Source organism: endosymbiont DhMRE of Dentiscutata heterogama, from assembly GCF_002888635.2.
Lineage (GTDB): Bacteria > Bacillota_I > Bacilli_A > Mycoplasmatales > CGIF01 > CGIF01.
Genome location: NZ_LN828718.1, coordinates 227,807 through 250,906, shown reverse-complemented (window position 1 = coordinate 250,906; position 23,100 = coordinate 227,807). Strand labels below are relative to the sequence as shown.

Here is a 23,100-nt window from a genome sequence, read left to right as displayed (position 1 = left end):
ATTTTTTTCTTATTTAAATTCCTCCTTCTTCAACTCACTCACCTCATTTTTAACCAATAACACTTCTTTATGATGCTGATTGGCTGTAGCTGGGTAATAAGGGGCAAACAAAGTCATTTTTCTTCTAGGGCAATTGCCACAAGAATAATGAGTTTCACCTCTCTTAACACAATCATTATTCATATACTTATCCATACAATCCGAGCAAGGTTTGATTATTCGGTAGTTTTCTATTTCTCTACAAATATTCGGATTATCATCAATAAAAATATCAAAATCAGAGGCATTTTGTTTTATTCAGTCGGCTTTGGTTTGGCCTTTTTCTTCATTGTCAAAAGGGATTAATTGTAATTCAATATCAATACGCTCTTTAAATGGTTGGCGGAGATATTTATCCAAAGGAATTTTACCAAAAGAATTCTTAAACATCTCTGATTTTCTTTCATCCCCTTCCGGAAATTTTCTCCTATCATAAGCACTTAAAAAGATTAACTGTTCTACTTTATCTTCTTTGATTAATTTTAATAAATCCTCGGCAATAGTTAAAAATGGGGCTTGTTGGTAGAAGTCGGGGGAGTTTTTGATTTCTTTTTGTCTATCAAAATCATCCTTTTCAAAAATTCCCTCTTTTAGTTTTGAACCATAAGGAAAATATTCAACTATGTTTTTTCACCAAAAGCCCCTAAAAAATCCCGAGGGTTCTCCTTCTCTTTCTTCTCCCCTTAATGCCTTTCACAAAGCATAAGGTTTGCAAGCCTGAATTACTTCATCCCAATCGCAAACTATTTTGAGTTTTTTGGGAGTGTTTTTGAAGTGGTTGTATAAGGTTGTTATTTTATTTTCTGACATGTTTCGATTACTTCAAATTCTAAATTTCCTGCTAAAACTATTTTCAACTCTCCCGCTTTCTTTCTTCTGTTTAATTCTTTTACTAAGCATTCAGTATCAATTCAACTCAAATCTTGCCCAATCATTTTTATCTTCTCATCAACTTTCCTATCTATTATTTCTTCTCATCTTTTTAAATCTTTTTCCATATTATTCTGCATTGTCATAATCACCTTTGATTGGTTCAATTTTTTTAAAGTCTAATTCATAATCATCACTATATAGCCCTCTTCATCATAAAAAATCATAGGAACAACAGCCCAATTCAGAATGGGTTTGCTCAGTTCCATCAAAAGCAAACTTAATTTTCCTTTCTTTAATTCTTTTGCTTAACTCTATAAGTAATTCCTTATCAGAGCAAGTTTCTAATACTATTTTTTCATGCATGTCTACCTTGTTTTTAACATTTCCTCAGCAGGGAAATTATAATTTATTTTTTTTGTCATATTTTATTTAAATTCTCTTTCTTTATTTTTAGTAAATAAGATAATAATTGTTTGTAATTTCCCTTTAATTATTTCTATTTTTGTTTTTACTTTGCATTCTCCATATTTTGTCAACATTCAATTTTTAGCATCATTAATTTGTTCTGCTTGGTCGATTGTAAATTTGTATTGTCTTTTTATTTCGCCTAATTTTATTCCTTTCATACTATATTATTTTCTGTCATTTTCTTATTGTTAGCGGTGTTTCATCCCAACTCAAATAATCCTTATACTTCTTTTGTCATTCCTGATATTCAGGAACTTTCTTGATTGTATTACAATCTTTATCCTTATACTTGGCTCATATTTCCCTTTTGGCTAAATGTTTTTCATACATTTTCCACCAGTTATCAGGGTATTTTTTTTCATCTTCCTCATTATAAAATCAAAATCATTTATAAGGAATAATGCCGGGGTTTCTTATCTTTTCCTCGGCCATTCTATTTTCCATCATGGGTTTTTCGTAGAGATAACATTTTAAGCAAGTAGGAACCTTTTCTCTTTTTCCGGTTGGTCTAACAGTATTTTTTTCTGTGTCTACCATTTGGGTATTGTGAAAACTATAGCCTACGAGTTCTTTATCCTCTTTATCTGCTTTTTTTAAATAGCATTGTAAGGCCTGACATTTCCCAATTGGGTATTTAAACTTTTTAATTTTATTATTTTCGTTCATTTTCTTTCAAAATTTCTTTAATTCTTTCTGCTTGAATTAACCTTTTTAATCTATTTCGTTCTTTAATGATGTCTTGGCCTGATAAACTTTCAAATCTTTTTTCTCAATCTTTACCTAAAACCTCTTCAATAGTTTTGCCATTGATTTTCCCATCGGTTTCGATATCCTTTGAAATTATTTGTTCGCTTGTATTTTCTTTATTCATTTTAAGTTCACTTAATAATTGCTGATGAATTTGCTCGTTTTTATTTATTTTGGCCTCTAAAATTTCTTGTTGTTTTATTTCATCGATAATTCGGTCTTCTAATCGTTTCATCTCCTCAATCTTATCCTTTTGTTTTTCAACATCTAATTTGTGCTGATATAAAAATACTACTGAAAGGATTATCGTTACAATCATTCCAAACGAAGCACTTCTATACCCAACAAAAGCAAAGATAGTTCCTAATATCACATAAACAAAAATGATTGTTAATCGAATAATGGTCCCTTTTCTATCAACTCTTTGAATTGACTTTAAAAGTTTTAATCTTTCTGCTTGTAATTTTTTCTTTTCGGTTATACTTCTAATTTCTGACATATTTCTTTATTCTTGTTCTTGCTAATTCAAAAGCACTCTTGGTAATATATTCATCCTGGCGCTGCCGGTGCCTTAAAGGATTAATGTGTTGTATTCAATCATCACCTTTGTTTTTCCTCGCCGGTAAATTTAACTCCTGGTCTATTCAGGCTTCAAAATAATCCATTTGAGCATAAAAGTTATCATCATGCTCGTGGTCAATATCTTTCTTCTTTAATAGTTTCCATTTTTTCTCATTTCACTTCTTGGTTATTTTTTTTCAAAATAAATAGAGGTGAGTAAATTCGTGAACCGCCACCTGTCTTAATTCATCATTATTGGGATAACTATTTAAAAATGAAACAGTATATTTCACCCTTGGTAAGCTTCACCATTTATAAAACCATAAAAATGATTTTCTTTTTTGTTGAGAGTTGTAATTAACATTTCCAGTAATAGTGCCACCGCGCTTTAATAATAATTTTTCACTTTCTTTCACAATAATCCTACTTAAATCATCTTCAAAAACAATTTTTAAAGAGTGATTGCCTAATTTGACAAATTTCTTAACCAACAAATTAAAATACTGCCTAATGTTATCCCTCATTTGCCTATTTTTTCCCTTTAAAACAATTTAAACAAACCATTCGGGTATGGCTTTCTGAGCAAGGGACTTTTGCTTTTTTGTAATCACCTTCTTTTTGATAGATTTTATTGGGGCATTCTTTAACTCAACATTTATTTAAACCTTTTTCTTTGTAGAAGTTTTCTTTGAATTCTTTATTTCAGTTTGATTGGTAATTCTCCTCATAATCCCTAGCAAATGGTGTTTTATCTTTTCCCACTTCCTCAATTTCACCAATTTTAATTGCTTTAACACCACTTGCTTTTAAAACACATTCTTTGCCAGCAATCAAAAATCTTATTTCTCCACTGTCTAATTTCTTAATTAAGTTAAATAATAATTCTTTGGTTTCCATATCAATTCCATTACTTTCTTTTTCTATCCTTTTTTATTCGATACTTAATCCTCGTGCTAATCGGTTTCTTGTGACTCATTTAATTCTTTACTAATTTCTGCCGGGTCTTTATTTAGTAAAAAGCCTTTAAAAAGCAATTGACTATTGGTCAATCTTTTTTTTATTTTTTCAATATGCTTCTCAATATCAATCATATGGTTAAAAATTGCTTTCTTATCGTCAACATCCAAATTTTCAAAATCACTAGTTTTTACTCTTTCTTTTCACTTTAAAGCTTCGGCTTCTCATTCTTTTATTTCTTTTTGACAAAAATCTATACTAAAAAAAGCCGATTTTATAGTTTTAACCCTGTTTTCTTCTGCTTTTGGTTCCATTTCAATAGTTTTATGGTTTTTTGGCTTGTTTTCTTTATTCTCGACTCTAATTCATTCATTTTTCTTGGCTCGCAATTCTTTTAGATCTTCTTTGACCCTTTTTTCAAATACTTTAATCGTTCATAGGCAACAAAATCAAAGAAAGCCATAAGCAAATATTCAAAAAATAAGGACTTTATAAATTACAAAGCAAAAAGCGAGGGTGAGTAATGGTAAATAAATTCCTCAAACTATTCTCTCAACCCGCAATTCTTTTTTTCTTTCTTTGATTTTTTTGATAATTGCTGGTGGTTGGTATTCTTTATCTTCATGCCAAGGGCAAAAAGGGCCATAATTTTTCCTAAAAAAATCATCGTTTTGATATTTAAAACATTCTTTACAATTTTTTACTTGTCATTTCATATTCAATTTTCTGTTTCTTTATTATATTAAAAATGTTTTTCTAATAATAATTTACTAATCTTTTGCTGTAATTCAACTATTTTTTTGCCTTCTAAAAAACAGGATTGGAGTTGGATTTCGCCACTGTCATCCAGTTCTTCTAACATCATTAATTTCTGGTAAGCATCAGCAATTAGAGCATGTAAAGAATAGCGTAATTCGTAATTATATTTGATTAACTTTTGGTTAATTTCTCACATTTCTTTATCTTTTTCGCTAATTGGTTCAAATCTTAGGGGGTTTAAACAAAAATTATTTTCCTTAATTTGCTCGGGGGTGGCTTTAATTCAATTCCCTTTTTGACAAATTTGCTTAATATTTTCCGCCGTTAAAATCCTTTTCTTTTTTTCCCATTCGCTATATTTTTCCGCATTGAGTAAATAGATATCCTTTTCAACTTTCTCTTTATTTATCAGTCAAATAGTAGGGGCAATTCCCGTTTGATTGAATAAATGACTGGGTAATTGGCAAACTAATTCTATTACTCCCGAATTCATAATCTCTATTCTTTTTTTTGTAATGGTAGGATTTAGTCCACTATTTACCCCACTTGGTAAAATTATGAGGGCTTTTTTTCTAGTATTAGCGATTATTTTCTCTATTCAACAAAAGTTTTCGTCTATCAACTGGCAATGAGTTTTTTTGAGGTTAAAAGGGATATTAGCGATAATATAATCAGATTGCTGATGTTCACTATTCAAATAATCGCCCTGAGTAAATTCAAAGGGCAATTCCCCTAAATCTTGGGCGATATCATTGCCACTAATATTCAAGTTTTCATCTTTACTTTTGGCTTTTAAAAGAAAAGAACCCAAACCACAACAGGGGTCAAATAATTCTCCTTTTGGTTGTAAAAGTTCCAAACATAATTCCACTAGACATTCCGGAGTGTAATATTGGGCTAGTTTTAGGCTTTGCTCTTGGGATTTTTCTCAAAAGGCTCGATAGGGGTTATTTTGGTTCATCTTCTTTATTAATAAATGGCGCTAACCCACATATTATCTCAATTGTAGGTATCGACATTAGAACAGGGTTAGCATATTGGAGGCAAGACTGTAATTTATGCCGTTATCCAAAAGAACAAGATAACAAAAATTCAGCCTTGCCATATTAGGTGGTGGGCCAAAGAGTTGAAAAAGCCCACCATATTGGCGGGTAATCCGCAATTAATGTCATTCTTGTAAAGATTTAGAACAGATTACCCATATTAGAACTAGGGGGATTGGCTACCCCCTCGACTATTAGAGTTTTTTTTCATGTTCCTCTCTAATATCTTAATGGCATTTTTTAGAAAAGCAAGAATAGACAAACAAACTTTTCAGGGACAGGAGTAAACATAAAAATCTCCTGCTGGTGTAAAATACTAACCCAACAACATTAACATATTACTTTAAATTCCTGCTTAATACAAGCCAAGCATAAATCAATATGTCCAATTTCTACATATTTCTCATTCTTGTCAACAAAACCTGAAATTGCTGGACGATAGCAAAGCACTTTTCTTTTACTACTAGGGGAGCAATTAGAGCAGTATCCAATATGGAAATCTATTTTGATTTTTGACATATTTTAAAAACCTCGTGACTCAGGTCTCTCTTCTAAGCCACGAGTAAATTATAAATAATACCTTTTAACGAGGGAGGTCTCGTAATATGAACAAACTATAACTGAATTGATCATCTATGGCGACCCATGTGTTTGTCATGGGCCAAATTGGAGGGAGGATAAACCCACTTATAAAAACATTACCAAACTAGGCTATGTGTCAAACCTAGAAATTAGACGGATGATGAGACCGTGGTAATAATTATAAGGAATATCCTCCCATTTTGCCCGCTAGTAAAATTAATAAAAAACTAGCGGGCGATGAGTTGTCGCTTTTAGACCTTTTTTACGCAGGACGGTCAGCGTGCGACTAACGCCAAAACTCGGATAAGTTCATTATCATTAGTCAACTTCTCATTTACCGTAAGGAGGGGGCAAAATTAACAAAAAAACCCGTGATTTATTTTCTTCGTTTTTAAGCCTACGGCAAAATATCTAGTGTCTATTTTTCTCTTCCTAACCTCTACAATGAAATAATTCAAAGTAAAGTCATAATGGGTCATTGAAGTGCTTAACCACTTCTTCGGGGGCTTTATCTTTCATTCAATCTCTTGGTTGGACTAATTTTAATTTACCAACTACTATGCGTTTGGCTAATTCTTGTAATAATTCTTGTTGGGTATAGTCTTCTAGGTTTTTATTCATAACATTCTAATAATTGAGATTAGTCTCCGACAATACTCGTAGTTTCACTACTTCGTATTTCTGAATTGTTGTCGGTCCTCAAGGCAGTTCGTATCTCTTTAACTATTTGACTCTTGTTTTTTACCGGATAATTGCTTTGCTCTAATTTATAAACAGTGTCTAAAGAGTGGGATCAGCAATAGTGTCAAACTTCATAGGGAGTATCAGCAATTAGTCAGATATCTTTTTCTATTTGGCACTTACGGCATTCACCCCGCTTATTAGGCGGGGCTAGGGTGAGGGAGTGGGTGGGAGTAAGAGTTCAGGTTTTATTCTTTGTCATCTTCTTCTACTTCAGTAGTATCAGCTGAACTTTCTTCTACTGCCTCCGGTCCTTGTCATCAGTTTTTAATCTGCTTTCAAAAAATAACTACCACTAAACCTCCCACTAAGGTTAAGGAACTGCCAATTCATAATAATTTTCCAGTCATACTACCCCACTGATATCATTTAGGTTTGTCATCTTGTTGTGGAGTATCAGAGGTAGTAATTTCAGTTAAATCCGCTTTATAATGTTTAGTATCCAAAATCATTTCGCCTATTTCTATTTTGTAGAGACTGTCATTCAATTCCTCCTCTTTAAGTTCGCTTTCTTTAGTTTTATTCAACTTTTTAGCAATGCGACGCTTCATTTGGGTCTTTTTCTTGTTTTTTTCCTCTGGGGAACTATCATCCAATTGGTTATAAGTAAAACGGGCAATATAAGTAATAATGTCTTTGGGTTCTTTTTGGAGGAGAGATTTTAAATCTACTAGGGAAGAATCCGAATTTTTAATCTCCGTAATAAATTCCTTTTTGACTTTGCCGTCCGAACCAATTACTTTTTTAAGCAAAGTTTCTACTTCGGCAAGTTTACCATGTTTTTTTACTTGGCCTCATTTAGTTTTTCAAGTTTCGGTGATAAGAGTTTCATCCAGGGTGGAGTCTAGGGCTTTTAATTTTGTTTGTCAATCAGTTAAATTTTCCTGTTGATTGTCTTGGTTGTTAATGGCTAATTCAATAGCTTTTAAGGCTTCTTTCTCTCATTCATTCAACTTTACCAACTTTTCCTTGTTTTCAAAGTGAGTTTTGAAATTCTCCAATCCCCCATAAATAGAAACATCCTCTTCTTTACCATTTTCAGTATATTTGCCGACTTTTATTCTACTAATGGCTAAATCGGCCTCACTTTTTTTAGTATCTTTATTTCAACCAATATGATTGAAGGCTTGGACTAAATAACAATCATCGCTGTAAGAAAAGACCTTTTGTATAATGTCACCAATGGCGGTTAGAGCGGTGTTTTCCTCAGTTACTGAACTAAGAGTAGTGGCATCTCCGTCATTTTCTAAGTAGCGAATTTCTAGAAGTAATTGGTTAATTTTTACCAATTCCATTACCTCTCGGCGATTATCCTCGGTGGGAGTTTTAGCAAAGCCTTTGCTAATATTATAATTGGCTAGTGCTTCGCGTTTTTTAGTTAAAATCTCCCCAACTAAAGCCTTTATTTCAACATCTTTGGCATTAATTTCCTTTTGCTTAGCATCTATTTCTTTTTGGCCGTCAGAGATTTCTTTATCTAATTGGCCAGCCCGGAAGCAGGCGGCTAATTTTTTGGTTTCTAAATCTTCTTCCAATTTTTCCACCCCTTCTTCGCTTTCAAATATTCGGTAATCATGTCCGCCATTTTTGAAAGGATCACTTACACTAGTTTGACTTCTTAAATCAGTAAATAAATACTGATTGGGGGAGACATGGAAGGAGTTTTTTATTTTGGTTTTGTTATCATTGTCAGCAAAGATTAGTTTAGCCAATTCAGTTCAATCTTTTAAACCATTTCTAATTTTTACTTCATACTCATCCTTAACTCATCGGCCTCCTTTTTGTTTAGTAGACTTGTAAAGAGTGGTTTTGGTTTTATCAGCTAAAAGAATGCCATAAGCTTCTAATTCATCAGCCGTGTAGGCTTGGCCTTGTTTAGCAATTTTTCAAGTTTCTAATTTGGTAATATTGTCTTGGTTTAATTTGTTGATTAGAGTATCATCCAATTTTTCCAAGAAGTTGAAAACCTGATCAAAATCTAGAGCGGTTGAGTGGGCAGTTGCTGCTCCTAGGGCTTGTTCTTTACTATAAGTTTGCGGTAAATCTCAAGTTTTGATAGTTAAATCTTTATTCATCGCTTCAATGGCATCTGATTGAGTTTTGATATGGTCGTATCAATTTTCTAGGTTAGTTTTATCAGTGCCTGATAGGCCATGTTTAGCCACTAAATCTGCTTTATCAATTTTCCCTAATTCATAAATTGCTCGGGCTAATAATTGGAGTGCTTGCTCCTCAGTGGTTGAGAAGGTTTGGCCTTGGATTTTATACAAGTTGTCCTTGTAAGTAGAGGGGTAGTGAGCCGTTATTGCGGCATTCCACCCGGAACCCCGTCAAGGGTCAGCTGCTCCTGAAGTTCCTATAAAAGAATCTCAAGTGGCAGTTCAACCAGTCTTATCATTGGCTACTCAGTTTCCAGTTGGAATAGTTTGGGCGGTTGTAAATCGGGCTTTTTCTCTTTTGGTTCCGGTTAACAGAGGGCCAATGTTATTTGCTTCTTTTTTTTCATCAACTTTGGCTTGGACTTCTTTTTCTTTTTCCTCTTTTTGAGTTACTATTTGTTTAGTTTCTGATAAAAGAGTTGCGAGTTTTTTACTTTTTTTCTTAGTATCATCGGTTTCTTTTTCGTCTAAAATTAGGCTTAAATTCTTAATTATTTCGTTATAATTGTTGGAAAATTTTGCATCTTTGCTATTTTTATTTATGTGTGACATACTTTCTTATTTAATTCTTATTAGTTATTAATTTGTAAGTTTCGTAAGAAAGGCTTGCCTCAAAATAGATGAAGGCTGTGGGTTTCGAAACCAGACCCTTCACCCCTTAACGCCAAGTTAAGTTTATTTGTTGCTTTACCTCTCGTTTTTTTTTTTTTTTTTTGCTAAAAAGTTAACGATGGAACTATACAACTAAGCTCTGTGCCTTTTCAGTTTCAAACTGGGCTAGCAAACTTTTTTAGCAAGGTTTTTATCTATTTTAATCAGTGTTTTTATCATCAGATTAGCATTGGCGACGGGAGGGATGTTTTTGAAAAATACATTTAATACGAGCACAAGAAATTGTGTTTCTGTATTTTTCTTTGAAATCTTTTTCAATTTTGCAATTGGTGGGGAGAATTTCCACACGCCCGCCCGTCATTTTATGTAATGACGCTACACACGATAAATCGTGTTTCGCTACATGTTTTCCTGCGTTTCTCGTTCTCGCTCATCGCTTCACTCGAAACTTGGTAAACATAGCCTCTTCATCTATTTCACTTGTCCTAATCCGTTTCGTTTTGTTTTAACAAATAAGAAACTTGTAAGGATTAATTGATGACTCCGACCCGACTCCTTTTTACCTCGCCATTTCATGGCTCAATTAAATAGTAAAAATTTGGGGGGTTGGGGGGCTTTTGTCGTTTTCTACTTGTAGAAATAAGACAACTACTTGTGACCCAAGTCCTTTCTCTTTACTCGCTCCCTACGGTTTTATTAATGTCCTGATTGATCTGCATCCGCTAGCCTCCGCAATTAGAGAAAAACCGAAAAACAAAAAAATCCAACAAAAAAAATAAAACTTCAAAAAGAGAAAATAAAAGAGGATTGTTTAAATAAGTGTTTCCAATAACTTTCCTAGTCCCCGCGTCCTTTTTTTACTTCGCTACAGGCCTCTTAACACTACCTAGGTGTAACTAAGTCCGGAATCGGTAAGGCAGATGGCGTTCAAGTCAAATTTCAGGTCCTTGTCGTCGTTTAAGTTCATGTCTACCAATTAATTAGCATGACTAGATGCACTGAAACTCTGTTCCTTAATTTGGATATCCTAGCTAAAAAAACTAGGTAAACGGAATATCCAGGTATTGACTACGACCCAAGAATAAATTTTGGTCCAATCTTTAACAAACCTTATAACCTCTTATTTACCAGATTAATTCCTGGGAGAAGAAAAAGTTGAAACTTGTTATAAGGTTCACTATCGTAATCCTTATTCAAAATTACAATTTAAAAAGCATGGAGAATATTAAGGTAATTTTGCTACTCTGATTTTTTAAAATAGAGACAAAAAAACATTTCCTCTCTCAAAACTTTGTATAAAATTATAATATAGAGCAGATCTCTATATTAGTAACATTAATAATAAATTAAAACAATAGCACTATGACACACACCCACATCAACAAAAACAACATCCCAGTCTACGCAGAACAAAAAATTATCCAAACTGATTTAAAAAGTAAGGATATTTTAAAAACTAAAACTCCTATTCCGGATAATTTTCTTAAATTAGAAAGCGAAACAGGAAATTATTGCGGTTCTACTAATCCCAAATGGAAAGATAAGCCCTTATGTGAAAGATTTGGTTTTACTCATGAGGAAAAATGAATAACTTTGGATATCCCCCACACTTTAATGAAAGAACTTGATTTACCCCTAGGTGAGGATATTTCTTATCCTGTTTATATTTCACCACAAGTATTAGAAAGACAACCCGTTTGTGGTGGTCTAACTATTGAGAACAAGAAAGAAATAATTATCGATAAACTTTCCAATAAAGACCAAGAAACCCAAACTGATTTAACCAGTCAACAAATATTAAACCAAATTAACCAATTACAACAAGAGGATAATTTGAATCAGCAAACTATTATCAATCTCCAAGGAGAAATAGCGGAATTAGAGAATAAATTAACTGAAATTGAAGGACTAAAAAAGTTTTGAGAAAACGAATGATTAGCCGAAAATAGAAAAGCCAAGCAAAAAATCAATAATTTAACTAACGAACGAGATAATTTAGCACAGGAAAAAGAGGAATTAGAAAGAGAAAAAGAACAATTGACTACTCAAAAAGATAATGAAATAACTGAACTTAAAAGACAAGTAAAAAAGTTGGAAGAGGAAAAAGAAAAATTACAAGGCGAGTTAGAGCGAGAAAAAGGCTGGTGGGATAAGTGGATGAATGATAAAGAGAAGGTGATATGAGGAAAAGAAACAGACGTTTCTTTCCATTACAATTTAAACCTGGGATTTTATTCGAACAAAAATGGTGATATTCAAAATCTCGTTGGCGTTAATATTTTTTCTCTTCCTTTCTACAATTACCGTATTTCAAAAGAATATTACTATCACAAAAAAGCTATCAAAGAGTTAATTTACGAATACTATAAAAATCAACCCTAATAGTTATTAGCATAGGTACTAATCATGGCAGAAAATATAACTTTAGAACAAAAAGAGAAAAACCGACAATATATTCTAAACAATTTAGATAAATATACTATTGACGTCAATGGTGATTTTTTTAACGTCGACCCCAACATTTTGGGGGAAGAATACGATTATATTAATAGGAATGCTTTAACTTGAAAAGCAGTTGAGGAAATTAAAAAAAAGATGACTGAAATGATTATCAAAAATATTAAAGATTGAGAGTTGGTTCTTTTTGATACCGGTCCCTCTGCTTACCCCAAACTTTTTAAAAACAAAGAAACTGGTCTGATAATAAACAAGAGACGACTGGGATACGATAATGACTACTATTTAATTGGGGAATTTGGTTATAGATTATATGATTGAAAGGATTACGACAAAAAGAAACAAGCAAGGGAAAAAAAATGAAAAGAGTGAAAACAAAATAACTCAAGTTTACCTAACCAAAATAATAACCAATACTCCAACCCAGAAACCGAACAAAAAAAACAAGAATCACAAAACCCAACTTCCAAAGAACCCCAAAATCCGACTCCTCCTAACCAAAACAATAACAATCCCGACCAATCCAATCCCACTCCTAATCAAGAACCAGAACAACAAGAACAATCAACTAACAACCCTCTCCCTTCTCCTGAAACTATTCAAGAAAACTACAATAACGACAAAGATAAATCCACTATTGAAAACAATTCTAATTCAACCACCCCCGAACAAAAAGAACAATCCGAAGCATTATTAAAATTAGTCATTGAAGCAGAATTCTTAATTAAGGATAATCAATTCAATCCTGACACCCTATCCCAACTACTTAAAGAAAAAGAACAAAATACCGAGGCTTATCAACTGCTAAAAGAAAGGATGGAACAGGCTATTAATGAATTGTCTAGTTTGGAACAACAAAATAATAATAATGAGTCAAATGAGCCCTCAACTAATAATACCCCCCAAATCCTAACCATTGTTGGAGTGATTGGGTTGATGGTAATGGTTAGTGTGGTGGTGATTAGAAAAATAAGAAATAAAAAGATTAAAACAAAGTAAATTAAGGAGGAGGAAAATTATTGTAAATTATCTTTCATAATCAATTTTTCATAAATATAAACCCCCGGCGGGAGCAAGATTTTTGTACTTATAACCTTTTTTATCAAAATTAATTAATTTTTCTTGTAAATTGGTGATATTTTGTTTTCCCTCATAACAATCAATGACCTCACCAATTATCGCTCTAATCTGATAGCGGAGAAAATTTTTTGCTTTAATGCTGATAACAATAATATTCTGTTTTTTTCAACATTTTAGGGCGGTAATTGCCCGCTCATTTTTTACTTGGTTTCGTTCCGGTCAACGGCAATAGGAATAATTAAAAAAATTGTGTCGGCCTTGGAAAATTTGGAGAATGTCATTTAACTTTTTGATATCAATTGGTAAATTATACTCCCAGCGATATTTTTTTTGTCAAATGTTATGCTTGCCAGTATTAATAAAATAACGATATTCTTTACTAACAACATTGCAAAGGGGGTGAAAATTACTGTCTACCTTTTGCACTCTTTTGATTAAAATATACTTGCTGAGGGTTTTTCGTAATAAATTAAATAATTTTTCTGCGGAAAAATCTAAATTAAGCCGTAAAGTAAATTTTTGCTCGCGAGCATGAACTCCTTTGTCAGTGCGACTGGCGGCTAAAATATTAATCTTTTTTTGAAAAACCCGACTTAAAATTGTTTCGATACAACCCTGGACGGTTATTTTGTTCGGTTGGGTGGCTCAACCAGCAAAATCACTGCCGTCATAAGCGATAGTTATTAAGCAAGTTTTTGGTTCTTTTTTGTCCTTATCAGGCGAAATATCACGTATATTTTTCATTTTTCAAGAAGATCAACTTTTGCTCTATAGGTAAAAATAAATGAATACAAAATACTTACAACTTACGCAAAATTGCTTAATTAAATTATTCTTTTTAGGGATATTTGAAATTAGATTTTTTGACTCTCATCTTTTTTGTTGAACTTCGAGATTGACTAGAATTTTTAAGAATTCAATTCTTTGATTTTCTTTTCTTCGGCCTTTAATAATTTGTTTTGGTAATCCTTAACCAACTCATCACTCTGTTTTTCATAATTCTTTTTCTGGTCCTGAGAGAGACCGGAGGCTTTTTTTAACCAATTTTTCATTTCTTGGTGGATAATACGAAATTCCTTTTTCCCTCCTTCAGTAATTAATTTAACTTCTTTAATCAATTTTTCTTTGTCTTCGGTAGCAATGGAGGTGAGAGTAAAATAAACTTCTTCTTTGGTGATTCTTTCAACTTTATACCCCAACTTTTTATCTAAAATTGTTTTGCTAATCAACGAGGTAATCCCTGGCTCAAAACTTCGTACTACTAATTCATTATTGGGGGAAATACGCAAACTGGCTATCTCTTTTAAAGGCTTTTTTCCTTTACCATAACTTATTATTAATCCTTTTAAGAGTTCCAAGGAGATCTGATTACTCCGAATTCTCTCTAATTTGCCAACAAAAATGGTTAATTCTTTTTCTAAGTGTTCGGTTTTTTTTTGTTTAATGACTTCTCAATTATTTTCCATATTTCATATTAATATTTTTTTAGTAATTTTTTTGTTGTCTTTCTCAATTAATCCGGTTTTTCGCCAGGTAGGCGTCCATGATATCTTTTTCGCTTTTGAGACCTAATTTTTGAGCCAATTCTTCGAAAATTATTAATCAGCGGTAGAAACAGGATTTATTTTTTTCTATTTTAATTTCTTCCAAAAAATTACTACTTATTTTATCTACTTCTTTTTTATTTACAAAATTTTTTCTTAGTCATGGATAAATGTTGACAGCAATGCGAGAAAGGACAATTAATCCCCGGCTGTCTTGGTTGTTAATCTCATTTTGGACTTTTTCTGCTGTTCTTATATGCCATCTTTCATGGCATTTCACTCACTCACCGCTTTTTAAGTATACACCAGCACACCGCTGTTTTTTACTTCGTTTTATAATTTCATCTCTAATTTGTTCTGCTATTCTTTTATTAGTCGTTATTCGACCATTACTACTTACCACTACATTTTCTTTTTGTCTAATTGTGGTATTTAAAGGGGGATTTATACTAAATTTTTCTGTTTCAGAAAAAAAAGCCAGCAATAATTCATTATAATCAGGTTCAAGGGCGAATTTTTTAAAATTATAATCCGCAAAATCTATTTGAAAAGCATTGGTCCAACTCAAATAAAAGTGTAGACAATCAATCAATTCTTCCTGGGCCTTTTGTCAATCAACTTCTTTCTGTTTTTTTCAATGTTTAAAAGTTTTTAATTCATTGGCTAATTCGCCAATCTCAACCAAGAGAGCAATTTTAGTCCGGATAAAGCTTTTTCCGGTTTTAAAATTATCAACAATATTATTTTTTTGAACAATAAATTCGTCTAATTTTTTTTGTTCGTTTTGTAATTTTTTTAGGGTTTCGGCAGTTAACATTTTAATTGGACTCAAAAATTTCTAGTTCTTTAAATTCTTTCAACAAGTATTTTTTTCTTTCTTCTATTAAATCATTTATGTTTTGATATTCGGTTCAATTTTCTTCTTCCAGGTTGAGTAAACAATTATCTCCTAATTTATTATAAATCTCTCTTTTTTCGTTCCACGGAAGAAGGGGGTGATCGTTATCTTTTTTTACCAAGGTTAGGTTGCCCAACGAATTGCTAATATCTTTCATTTTTTCTATTTCTGAATTTTGTGATACTAGTTGAACGATTTCGTAATCAAATAAGTCTATGTTTAGCCCGCGATTCTTAATTTTCTTTTGGTAATAAGCAAACAAAATAAACTTTTCGATTTCCCACTCCTTGTTTTTCTTGTTCTGGTATTCTGCAAGTGCTTGGTAGAATGAGTCCGACTGAAATTCTTTGTTAATTAAGTTTATGGGATATCTTTCTTGTTGAAATAGTGGTGGATTTTGACCAGAATTTACCATTTCGAGGATATTAATCCGGATAGCACGCAAAGCACTTTCATCATCGCCACTTTTTTTGACAATTATAGCACGAAAAAAATAAAGCACTAGTTTTTGCAATTCTTTAGTAATCGCCAACTTTTCTTCAAGTGTTTTATCACGAAATTGAAAATATATCGCTAAAATCGAGGAAGTTAATTCTCAGCGGTCAAGCAAGGCCAAGCCAGAAATGATTTCTCACATTTCAGAAGACCAATTTTGTTTTCATCATCAATGGTAGTTCTCTTTCATTTTTACGTAGACTTTTACGTAGATTTCGGCATATTCCATCAATCGGTCAAGAAATTTACGATTTTCTTCCGGACCTCCTTCATCTCGTTTCTCGCCTTTAATTTTTTTCCGGTAAAAGCGCTTTATTTTGTCGTCTAACGTCTTTTTGTAGCAATTATTTTCTTGAACCTCCCAAAAAACAATTAAAAATCTTTTCACCTTGTCACTTCTCGTCTTTTTGGAACTGGGCGAGGGACAAATTTTTTTGACTATTCCTTTCTCTCAATCTTCAACAAACTGTCGGGCTTGGTAATCATTTCGTCGCGTAAGCAAACTTTTTACCAAGTCAGGAATCGTTAAATCCTCCCCAGCCGTATTTAAAGTCATAAAAATTTCGGAATCCGTTTCTTGGTCAAGAATGATTAGGGAAAAGTAGAAATTATCTAAAACTGTTTGGTAAATCTCCGAATAATTATTGGCATTCACCTTACTAGAAAAAAATTTGTTGGCTCTAACAATATTCCTTATTATTAATCCTTTCTAAAACATTTTTCTCAACTTCCTGGTACAATTCCGGGTTTTCTAACAAATAATCCACCGCATTTTCTTTGCCCTGACCTAATCTTTTGTCCTGATAAGAGTATCAAGTTCCGCTTTTGTGAATAATACTTAATTCTGTGGCTAAGTCGATAATTTCTCGTTCTTTTTTTACGCCATGAGGGAAAATGATTACTAGACTAGCCACTTCTCCGTGAGGAGCCATTTTGTTTTTTACTATTTTGGCTTCAGTCTCAATACCAATAATTTTGTCATTTTTTTTGAGATCTTCTTTTTTTTTTAATTTAATCTGCAAATCAGCATCAAAATCCAGAGCCATTCCTCCCGTCTTGGTCTCGGAGGGAGCATAAGGGTTAATAGCGATATTTTTGCGTATTTGATTAATGAAAATGACAATAGTTTTTTTGTTAACTAATTCTGGTTTAAGTTTCCTTAAACCGGCTGACATTAAAGCGGCATGAGAACCAACTCTCTGCTTCCCCAAATTGGCTTCTAACTGAACGAGAGGGACCAAATTAGAAACGGAGTCCACGATAATTAAGTCAATGTTTTTATGAATTAATTTAATCATCATATCAAAAACTTCCTCTCCTGAACTTGGATAAGGAGTGATTAATTCTTTAATTTTAACACCAATACTTTTAGCGTGTTTAATGTCTAGACTATTTTCTAAGTCAAAGTAAGCCGCTTTTTTGCCTAATTTTTGACATTCGCTAACTGCTTGTAATGCTAAAGTACTTTTGCCGCTGGATTTTAAACCGTATATCTCCACAATTCTCCCGCACGGATAACCACCTGCCCCAATGGCCTGGTCTAGCAAATAACTGCCAGTAGAAATCACCTCTCGGGGCTTTTTTTCATTTTCTCCCAGTAGAATAACTGATTCTTCTCCAAAATCTTTTTTGATACTTTCAACAATGTCTTCTATCTCAGCTAGCACATTATTGCTAACTTCTTGCTCTGATTTGAGTTCCTTTTTTGATGACATATTAATATTTTTTTGCTTTAATGTAGTCCAGTATTCTGACAATACTTTCTGCTGGGGATAAATGGGTAGTATCCAATTCTCAACTATCGGCCGTTTTTCGTAAGGGAGAAAGGATGCGGTTTTTATCTTTTTCATCGCGAGCCAGTAAATCTTTTTCAACTTGTTCTTGGTTTATTTTTCCCTGGTGTTGTTGATAACGACGGCGGATACGGACTTCTCAACTGGCGGTCAGAAAAATCTTGACTTCGGCTTGTGGCAAGACTTCTGAGGTTATATCCCGCCCAACTACAACCCAGCCTTTGTTCTGGGTCAATAATCGTTGACAATTGAGAATGATGGTTCGCAATTCTTTGATAATTGCCAATTGCGAAGCCAAATTGCCAATTTTTTCAGAACCCAAAATGTCTCTTTGTTGCTCTAATTGAACGGCAATTTCCGGGTTATCAATTAAAAACCGGCTTTGTCATTCCGAACATAATTCAATTGTTCGGTCGGGCGAAGGCTGCGTGGAGACATTTTTAGCCTGGCAAAATCGGGCAAAATGGCGAAATAGCAAACCACTATCCAAAAATTGATAATTTAATTTTTGTGCTACCAGGCGACCAATCGTAGTTTTACCGGAGCCGACTGGTCCGTCAATGGCAATATTGATTTTAGGCATTATTTATTAGGCTAAATATCATCATTTTTCAAATTCTTCAAATTTCGGGTCTGCTCTAACCATTTCTTCTATTTCTTTGCATATGTCATAGAATAATTTGCCGTGACCTCCTTCTTCTTCACCCTCATATCTAAACTCAAATGTGGCAACTATGGCGTGAGCCAATTCATGGGCAATAGTATCCACCAATGCTTCAAAACAGATATCATCATAAAATCTCGTTCCTTTTTCATCTAATTTGGTTAATCATTCCTCGTGGCCCAACCGATTAAAAAATATTTCTTTTTTTAATCTAATTCGTATTGGTTTTATGTTATCACCTTTTCCCCACGCTCGATATGAAGTTCCATCATTCCACTCATCTCCTTCCAATTTTCCATAATCAGTTATACCAAAAAGTTCTCCTTCCTCGGTGTTTTCTTTATCCTCGGATGTAAGGAAGCCATCATAGCCTATGTAATTGACTTGAAAAGGCTTTTGGAATAGGACAATCAGTTCTTGTCCACCACTTCTATTCATATTATTCACGTCCAGAAAAAAATTAAAAGTCGCATCTGGGGGGGGATAACCCGATACTTTCTTGCCTTTAATCTTTTCAGGAAGAAAGTTTCGATTTCTAGGCCATTTTCCCTTACTTTCATACTTCGGCATTATCTCTTTTTTGGCTTGATTATACCATTTGTCTATTCAGACTTTCATTTGCTTGTTGATTTCTTTCCCCTCGGCTTCAGAAATACTTCATTTTTCTTGAATTTCTAGTTGACGCCTCAATTCCTCCTTGGTCCGATTAACGGACGCTTTGGTCCTTGCTCTAACCAACATTTTGCCTTGCTCGTAAAAATGTTTGTAGAATTGGGGAATAGTTGAAGGGTCTAATTCCGATAATTTTTGTTCTTTTAAAATTTCATCTGCTTTCATGTTAACACCCTTCAATTCCTCACGGATTTCGGCTTTTTCCTTGTCAGTTAATTTTCGGCTCTTCATTTTGTCATTTAAAAATCTGTTTACCGTTTTTCAGCGTTCGCGATTGCCGAGTATCAAACGTTTGAGATCTTCCACTTTGGGAGTGTCGGTTGACTTCCCCAGTGCACTTTCGTAGTCGTAAACTCAATTATTTTTTGGGTGGGAGCGTTGCCATCACCAATATCCCAAGCCACCAATTAATAGAGCCAGCAGCAAAATCAAAAGAATATAAATTAACGTATCGTTGCTTTGTTGGCTATTTTTGCGAGAATTCGAACCAGTGTCTTTCATATAAATTATATAAGTAATTTTTAAGGTTGGAGATAGTTATTCTCTCTTGTTTCATGCTGTCGCGGTGGCGAAGCGTTAGGGTGTTATCTTGAGCCGTTTGAAAATCGACTGTCAGACAATAATAGGTTCCAATCGCATCTTGGCGACGATAGGCTTTGCCAATATTAGTAGCCTCCTCGTAGGTTAAGGAAAAACTGACTTCGGGCAGTAAATCGAGGTATAATTGATAGGCCGTGTTTCTTAATTGTTGGCTTAACGGAATAATCGCTACAAAAAACGGAGCCAGGAGAGGTGGCAGCCGTAAAACTGTGCGTTCTGTTTGAGAGCCGACCACCTTTTCCTCGTGGTAAGCATCCTGTAATGTGGCAAGCATTAATCTTTCTACACCAAACGAGACCTCAATCACTTCCGGAATAATCCCGTTAACTCGTAAATCTTTTTGGGAATGTTGGCTGTGTTGGGATAAATCATAATTTCCTCGGTGGCTATTGCTGCATAATTCCCCCCACCCAAAATGATAATTGAAATAGAGGTCCTGGGTTTTTTTGGCGTAATGAGGCAATTCCTCTTTTGATAGGTCAACCTGTTTGTTTTTTTTTTGGTCGTTAACAATGATTTGATTGAGGAAATTTCAAGCCTTTTCGGTTCAATAATTTCATCATTTTTCACTTTCTTCTGGTTCACAAAAAAATTCTAATTCCATTTGTTCGAATTCCCGGGTGCGAAAAATGCCATGGTGGAGCGTAATTTCATTGCGAAAACTTTTGCCAATTTGGCCGACTCCAAATGGCAATTGTCGGTGTGTGCTTCTTTGGATAAGAGCAAAATTGGTAAATATCCCTTGACAAGTTTCCGGTCGCAAATAGGCCACATTCTCTTTGGCTTCTGTAATTTCTAAATTAGTGGTTAGCAATAAATTAAATTGTCGGGGCGGGTGAAAATCATTTTTGCCGCAATGAGGACAATTTTTTTTCACTTGATAATTATTTTTATCCTTTTGGGACAAGAAGGCCAAAAACTGCTCTGTGCTAATTAAATTGTCAAGGCGATATCTTTTGCGACACTGGCGGCATTCTACCAATCAGTCATGAAAATTTTTCAAATGTCCCGAGGCCGCTAAAACTTGGGGATGAGTAATTATTTGACTATCACAACCAACATTATGAGGGTTAGAAGTAATGAAATATTTTCACCAAAGATTTTTTAATTTTCTTTTTAATTCGACCCCGTGGGGTCCTAAATCCCAGGCTTTGGCTAATCCCCCATAGATTTCAGCATTGGGAAAGAAAAATCCGTAATGTTTTAAGTAATTGGTCAAATCTTTAGGAATGACTGAATTATTTTCTGACATTTATTAATAATCTATTTTTATAGAAAAAAAACTCTGTGTGCCTGGGAATTTTTACAAATAATCTTATAAAAATATGGTAAACGAAAATTTAAAACCAATAATCAAAAACGATAAACCTAGAAAAAGGAAAAAGCGGAAAGAAATCTTTAAATTCCATTTTTGGGCTTCTTTTTTGATAATCATGCCTATTAATGTACTTTTGATTATTTTTGTGGAAAGATGAAGATACTATTTTCTTTTTTGAGAATATGCAACATTATTGTGATTAGCAGGTCCCTTGTTTTTTTGTTTGATTTATGCTTTTTGCCGAACGGCAGGAGTTAGAGCAGTAGGGGTAAGGTGACGTTTTCCCATTAAACAAAAATAATATCTCGATTTAATAAATGAATCTGTTTTTAAAAAACTTAACAAAGTCAAAAGTCGTAAAAATCCTCATTTGCGGTTGGTTAGCCTAATAATTGAGGGCTTGACTTGAAATGAATAATCACCGATTATTCTATGCTTAATTATTAGCAAAACTTTTCTCGTTTTTTACTATCATTTTTTTAGACCAGAGACAAAATTATTCTTTCAGATAGATTAAAATTAAAATTATAATTCTCTATGACTAAAAAGAAAGTAAATTGTCGCTACGAATTGCTTTGTCTTCTCAACGAAAAGGAGAAGAATAAGGAAAAATACGAAAAAATGATTAAGAATATACAAGAGATTTTAGGTAAAGAAAATATTACTAAGGTGGAAGAAAAAGATTGAAAACCAGCCTATAAAATTAATACATTAAAAACTGGCAAATATGTTCTCATTTATTTTAATTCAGCCCGTCCGCAAGCAAAAGAAATGGAAAAGAACGTTTTGCAAACTGCCCCCAAAGATTTTCTTAATCGCTATCTCTTAGTAAACTTGGAAGATGAAAAAAAGAATAAAATTAAATTAATAAATAAAAAAGATAAAGATGCTGAACAAAGTTAAAATAATTGGTAAAATACGAAGTAAAGAGTTTGAAAAACTAAACGAAAAAAAAGTTGACGACGCTGCGGCTGTTGCTCCTGAGGCAATACCTAAGACAGATGAATCACCAGCAGAAGAGCCAACAGAAGCCAAAAAACCGGAACCTAAGTTTCCGAAAAAAAAAAGAGAACCTTGATTTTATTTTAACTTGTTTGCCCCAGTCCCTAGTAGTTCGCTAACCATTTTGCGCTGTATCACTCAAGGGGAAATAGCTGCCAGAATTAATGAGGAAGTTCAAGAAGAAGAAGATGTGATTGAAGTGCGGGGTTATTTAAGAAACGAAAAAAATAGCCGCCAAATATTAGTGCGAGTGACAGAATTTACTAAACTCGATATAAGTTTTTCGAAAATTAATATCCAAAATTCTAATCAGGTTCGATTGCTTGGCAAAGTGCTTAGTGATTTACAACCCGTGGAAAAACGCAATCCGGAAGTGTTATCCTTTAAATTGGCAGTCCCCCGCGAAGGAGTTAAATCACCTCTTTTCTTTTGCCGAATTAATGAGGAAGAATTAATGAGCGAGTTTTGTGAAAAATTACAAAGAAATGATATCATTCTTTTAGAAGGGTTTTTACAAACCCAAAAAATAGTGTGGGGGGAAGAAGGAGAAAAAAAAATTATCCGTATTTCCTCGATTATCTGCTCTGGATTTACTCTCCTTGACAGTGATTTAGTAGATATTTTCCGACCCCTCGATAATTTGACCCGGGTAGTCAAAAGCATTAGAAAAATCGATTTTAGTAAGCCCAAAACCAAAACCGCGGCAGACGAACCAGTAGAATAAAGAAAATGACAGAAGGAAATCCTGAAAAAAAAGTTAAGAGTTACAAAAAAAAAATCGGTCCACAAACGGACTATTTTTGCCGAGAAGGCATCGGATATATTGATTGAAAAGATATTGCCACGGTCCGCAAATTTATGAATAAGCAAGGGCGGATTATTTCTCGCAAATATAGTCAGTTAACCCCTAAAAATCACCGACGGGTGGCTAAAATTATCAAAAGATTGCGGCAAATGGCTCTGATACCTAATGAAATAGTCGACCAGAGCGAAGAATTAAAAAAATAATCTAATATATAAAGACCAGCCAAAGCCT

At 33.5% G+C, this 23,100-nt stretch carries 28 protein-coding genes; 6 read left to right on the top strand and 22 right to left on the bottom strand.

Annotated features, from left to right (window positions below):
* Positions 1–9 precede the first annotated feature (9 nt).
* The 14 genes from DHMRE_RS01585 to DHMRE_RS01520 all read right to left on the bottom strand — a co-directional run bounded on the left by DHMRE_RS01585 (position 10) and on the right by DHMRE_RS01520 (position 9,481).
* A complete protein-coding gene (locus tag DHMRE_RS01585; protein ID WP_322632636.1) occupies positions 10–849 on the bottom strand; it encodes a hypothetical protein in 840 nt (279 codons plus the stop codon).
* A complete protein-coding gene (locus tag DHMRE_RS01580) occupies positions 831–1,037 on the bottom strand; it encodes a hypothetical protein (protein WP_322632635.1) in 207 nt (68 codons plus the stop codon). Before DHMRE_RS01580 ends, DHMRE_RS01585 begins: the two co-directional genes overlap by 19 nt.
* A 1-nt stretch (position 1,038) precedes the next feature.
* Positions 1,039–1,275 (bottom strand): hypothetical protein, encoded by a 237-nt coding sequence (locus tag DHMRE_RS01575; RefSeq protein WP_322632634.1) that lies wholly within the window; start codon positions 1,273–1,275, stop codon positions 1,039–1,041.
* A gap of 62 nt (positions 1,276–1,337) precedes the next feature.
* Positions 1,338–1,538: a hypothetical protein gene (locus tag DHMRE_RS01570; RefSeq protein WP_322632633.1), complete on the bottom strand. Its 201-nt coding sequence runs from the start codon at positions 1,536–1,538 to the stop codon at positions 1,338–1,340.
* Between the two features lies 1 nt (position 1,539).
* The gene (locus DHMRE_RS01565) at positions 1,540–2,046 is read right to left on the bottom strand and encodes a hypothetical protein (protein ID WP_322632632.1); all 507 of its coding nucleotides are present in this window, start codon (positions 2,044–2,046) and stop codon (positions 1,540–1,542) included.
* Entirely contained in the window at positions 2,033–2,626 is a 594-nt protein-coding gene (locus DHMRE_RS01560; RefSeq protein ID WP_322632631.1) for a hypothetical protein, read from the bottom strand. Before DHMRE_RS01560 ends, DHMRE_RS01565 begins: the two co-directional genes overlap by 14 nt.
* Positions 2,613–3,212 (bottom strand): hypothetical protein, encoded by a 600-nt coding sequence (locus DHMRE_RS01555; RefSeq protein WP_322632630.1) that lies wholly within the window; start codon positions 3,210–3,212, stop codon positions 2,613–2,615. The genes DHMRE_RS01560 and DHMRE_RS01555 overlap by 14 nt, the downstream gene beginning before the upstream one ends.
* A gap of 4 nt (positions 3,213–3,216) precedes the next feature.
* Positions 3,217–3,585, bottom strand: coding sequence for a hypothetical protein (locus tag DHMRE_RS01550; protein ID WP_322632629.1), 369 nt, complete (start codon positions 3,583–3,585; stop codon positions 3,217–3,219).
* 56 nt (positions 3,586–3,641) lie between these two features.
* Positions 3,642–4,361, bottom strand: a complete 720-nt coding sequence (locus DHMRE_RS01545) for a hypothetical protein (RefSeq protein ID WP_322632628.1) — start codon at positions 4,359–4,361, stop codon at positions 3,642–3,644.
* Between the two features lie 26 nt (positions 4,362–4,387).
* On the bottom strand, positions 4,388–5,365 hold the full coding sequence (locus DHMRE_RS01540) for an N-6 DNA methylase (protein WP_322632627.1): 978 nt from the start codon (positions 5,363–5,365) through the stop codon (positions 4,388–4,390).
* 412 nt (positions 5,366–5,777) lie between these two features.
* Positions 5,778–5,966 (bottom strand): hypothetical protein, encoded by a 189-nt coding sequence (locus tag DHMRE_RS01535; RefSeq protein ID WP_322632626.1) that lies wholly within the window; start codon positions 5,964–5,966, stop codon positions 5,778–5,780.
* A 495-nt stretch (positions 5,967–6,461) separates the two neighbouring features.
* Entirely contained in the window at positions 6,462–6,650 is a 189-nt protein-coding gene (locus DHMRE_RS01530; protein WP_322632625.1) for a hypothetical protein, read from the bottom strand.
* Between the two features lie 19 nt (positions 6,651–6,669).
* Positions 6,670–6,972 carry a hypothetical protein gene (locus DHMRE_RS01525; protein ID WP_322632624.1) on the bottom strand — a complete coding sequence of 101 codons (303 nt, stop codon included), beginning with the start codon at positions 6,970–6,972 and terminating at the stop codon, positions 6,670–6,672.
* Positions 6,959–9,481: a hypothetical protein gene (locus DHMRE_RS01520; RefSeq protein WP_322632623.1), complete on the bottom strand. Its 2,523-nt coding sequence runs from the start codon at positions 9,479–9,481 to the stop codon at positions 6,959–6,961. Before DHMRE_RS01520 ends, DHMRE_RS01525 begins: the two co-directional genes overlap by 14 nt.
* A gap of 1,422 nt (positions 9,482–10,903) precedes the next feature.
* On the opposite strand from DHMRE_RS01520, the gene DHMRE_RS01515 reads away from it, so the two are divergent.
* Together DHMRE_RS01515 and DHMRE_RS01510 are read left to right on the top strand one after the other, a co-directional pair.
* Positions 10,904–11,923 carry a hypothetical protein gene (locus DHMRE_RS01515; protein WP_322632622.1) on the top strand — a complete coding sequence of 340 codons (1,020 nt, stop codon included), beginning with the start codon at positions 10,904–10,906 and terminating at the stop codon, positions 11,921–11,923.
* Positions 11,924–11,947: 24 nt separating this feature from the next.
* Positions 11,948–12,997 carry a hypothetical protein gene (locus DHMRE_RS01510; RefSeq protein ID WP_322632621.1) on the top strand — a complete coding sequence of 350 codons (1,050 nt, stop codon included), beginning with the start codon at positions 11,948–11,950 and terminating at the stop codon, positions 12,995–12,997.
* Between the two features lie 27 nt (positions 12,998–13,024).
* On the opposite strand, the gene truA is transcribed toward DHMRE_RS01510, so the two are convergent.
* The 8 genes from truA to DHMRE_RS01470 form a co-directional block, all read right to left on the bottom strand.
* Positions 13,025–13,822, bottom strand: a complete 798-nt coding sequence (truA, locus tag DHMRE_RS01505; RefSeq protein ID WP_322632620.1) for a tRNA pseudouridine(38-40) synthase TruA — start codon at positions 13,820–13,822, stop codon at positions 13,025–13,027.
* A 164-nt stretch (positions 13,823–13,986) separates the two neighbouring features.
* Positions 13,987–14,544: a ribosome recycling factor gene (locus DHMRE_RS01500; RefSeq protein ID WP_322632619.1), complete on the bottom strand. Its 558-nt coding sequence runs from the start codon at positions 14,542–14,544 to the stop codon at positions 13,987–13,989.
* Between the two features lie 19 nt (positions 14,545–14,563).
* Complete coding sequence (locus tag DHMRE_RS01495) at positions 14,564–15,439, bottom strand: dUTP diphosphatase (RefSeq protein WP_322632618.1); 876 nt, start codon at positions 15,437–15,439, stop codon at positions 14,564–14,566.
* 1 nt (position 15,440) lies between these two features.
* A complete protein-coding gene (locus DHMRE_RS01490) occupies positions 15,441–16,670 on the bottom strand; it encodes a hypothetical protein (protein ID WP_322632617.1) in 1,230 nt (409 codons plus the stop codon).
* Positions 16,671–16,695: 25 nt separating this feature from the next.
* Complete coding sequence (gene recA, locus DHMRE_RS01485; protein WP_322632616.1) at positions 16,696–17,730, bottom strand: recombinase RecA; 1,035 nt, start codon at positions 17,728–17,730, stop codon at positions 16,696–16,698.
* A 1-nt stretch (position 17,731) separates the two neighbouring features.
* Positions 17,732–18,391: a (d)CMP kinase gene (cmk, locus tag DHMRE_RS01480; protein WP_322632615.1), complete on the bottom strand. Its 660-nt coding sequence runs from the start codon at positions 18,389–18,391 to the stop codon at positions 17,732–17,734.
* Positions 18,392–18,397: 6 nt separating this feature from the next.
* Positions 18,398–19,645 carry a hypothetical protein gene (locus DHMRE_RS01475; protein WP_322632614.1) on the bottom strand — a complete coding sequence of 416 codons (1,248 nt, stop codon included), beginning with the start codon at positions 19,643–19,645 and terminating at the stop codon, positions 18,398–18,400.
* Positions 19,611–20,996 carry a glycine--tRNA ligase gene (locus tag DHMRE_RS01470; RefSeq protein WP_322632613.1) on the bottom strand — a complete coding sequence of 462 codons (1,386 nt, stop codon included), beginning with the start codon at positions 20,994–20,996 and terminating at the stop codon, positions 19,611–19,613. The genes DHMRE_RS01475 and DHMRE_RS01470 overlap by 35 nt, the downstream gene beginning before the upstream one ends.
* Positions 20,997–21,069: 73 nt before the next feature.
* On the opposite strand from DHMRE_RS01470, the gene DHMRE_RS01465 reads away from it, so the two are divergent.
* The 4 genes from DHMRE_RS01465 to rpsR all read left to right on the top strand — a co-directional run bounded on the left by DHMRE_RS01465 (position 21,070) and on the right by rpsR (position 23,072).
* Positions 21,070–21,363 (top strand): hypothetical protein, encoded by a 294-nt coding sequence (locus tag DHMRE_RS01465; protein WP_322632612.1) that lies wholly within the window; start codon positions 21,070–21,072, stop codon positions 21,361–21,363.
* A gap of 236 nt (positions 21,364–21,599) precedes the next feature.
* Complete coding sequence (locus DHMRE_RS01460) at positions 21,600–21,965, top strand: 30S ribosomal protein S6 (protein ID WP_322632611.1); 366 nt, start codon at positions 21,600–21,602, stop codon at positions 21,963–21,965.
* Positions 21,949–22,788, top strand: a complete 840-nt coding sequence (locus DHMRE_RS01455) for a hypothetical protein (protein WP_322632610.1) — start codon at positions 21,949–21,951, stop codon at positions 22,786–22,788. The genes DHMRE_RS01460 and DHMRE_RS01455 overlap by 17 nt, the downstream gene beginning before the upstream one ends.
* A 5-nt stretch (positions 22,789–22,793) precedes the next feature.
* The gene (gene rpsR, locus DHMRE_RS01450) at positions 22,794–23,072 is read left to right on the top strand and encodes a 30S ribosomal protein S18 (protein WP_322632609.1); all 279 of its coding nucleotides are present in this window, start codon (positions 22,794–22,796) and stop codon (positions 23,070–23,072) included.
* The last annotated feature ends 28 nt before the right edge of the window (positions 23,073–23,100 follow it).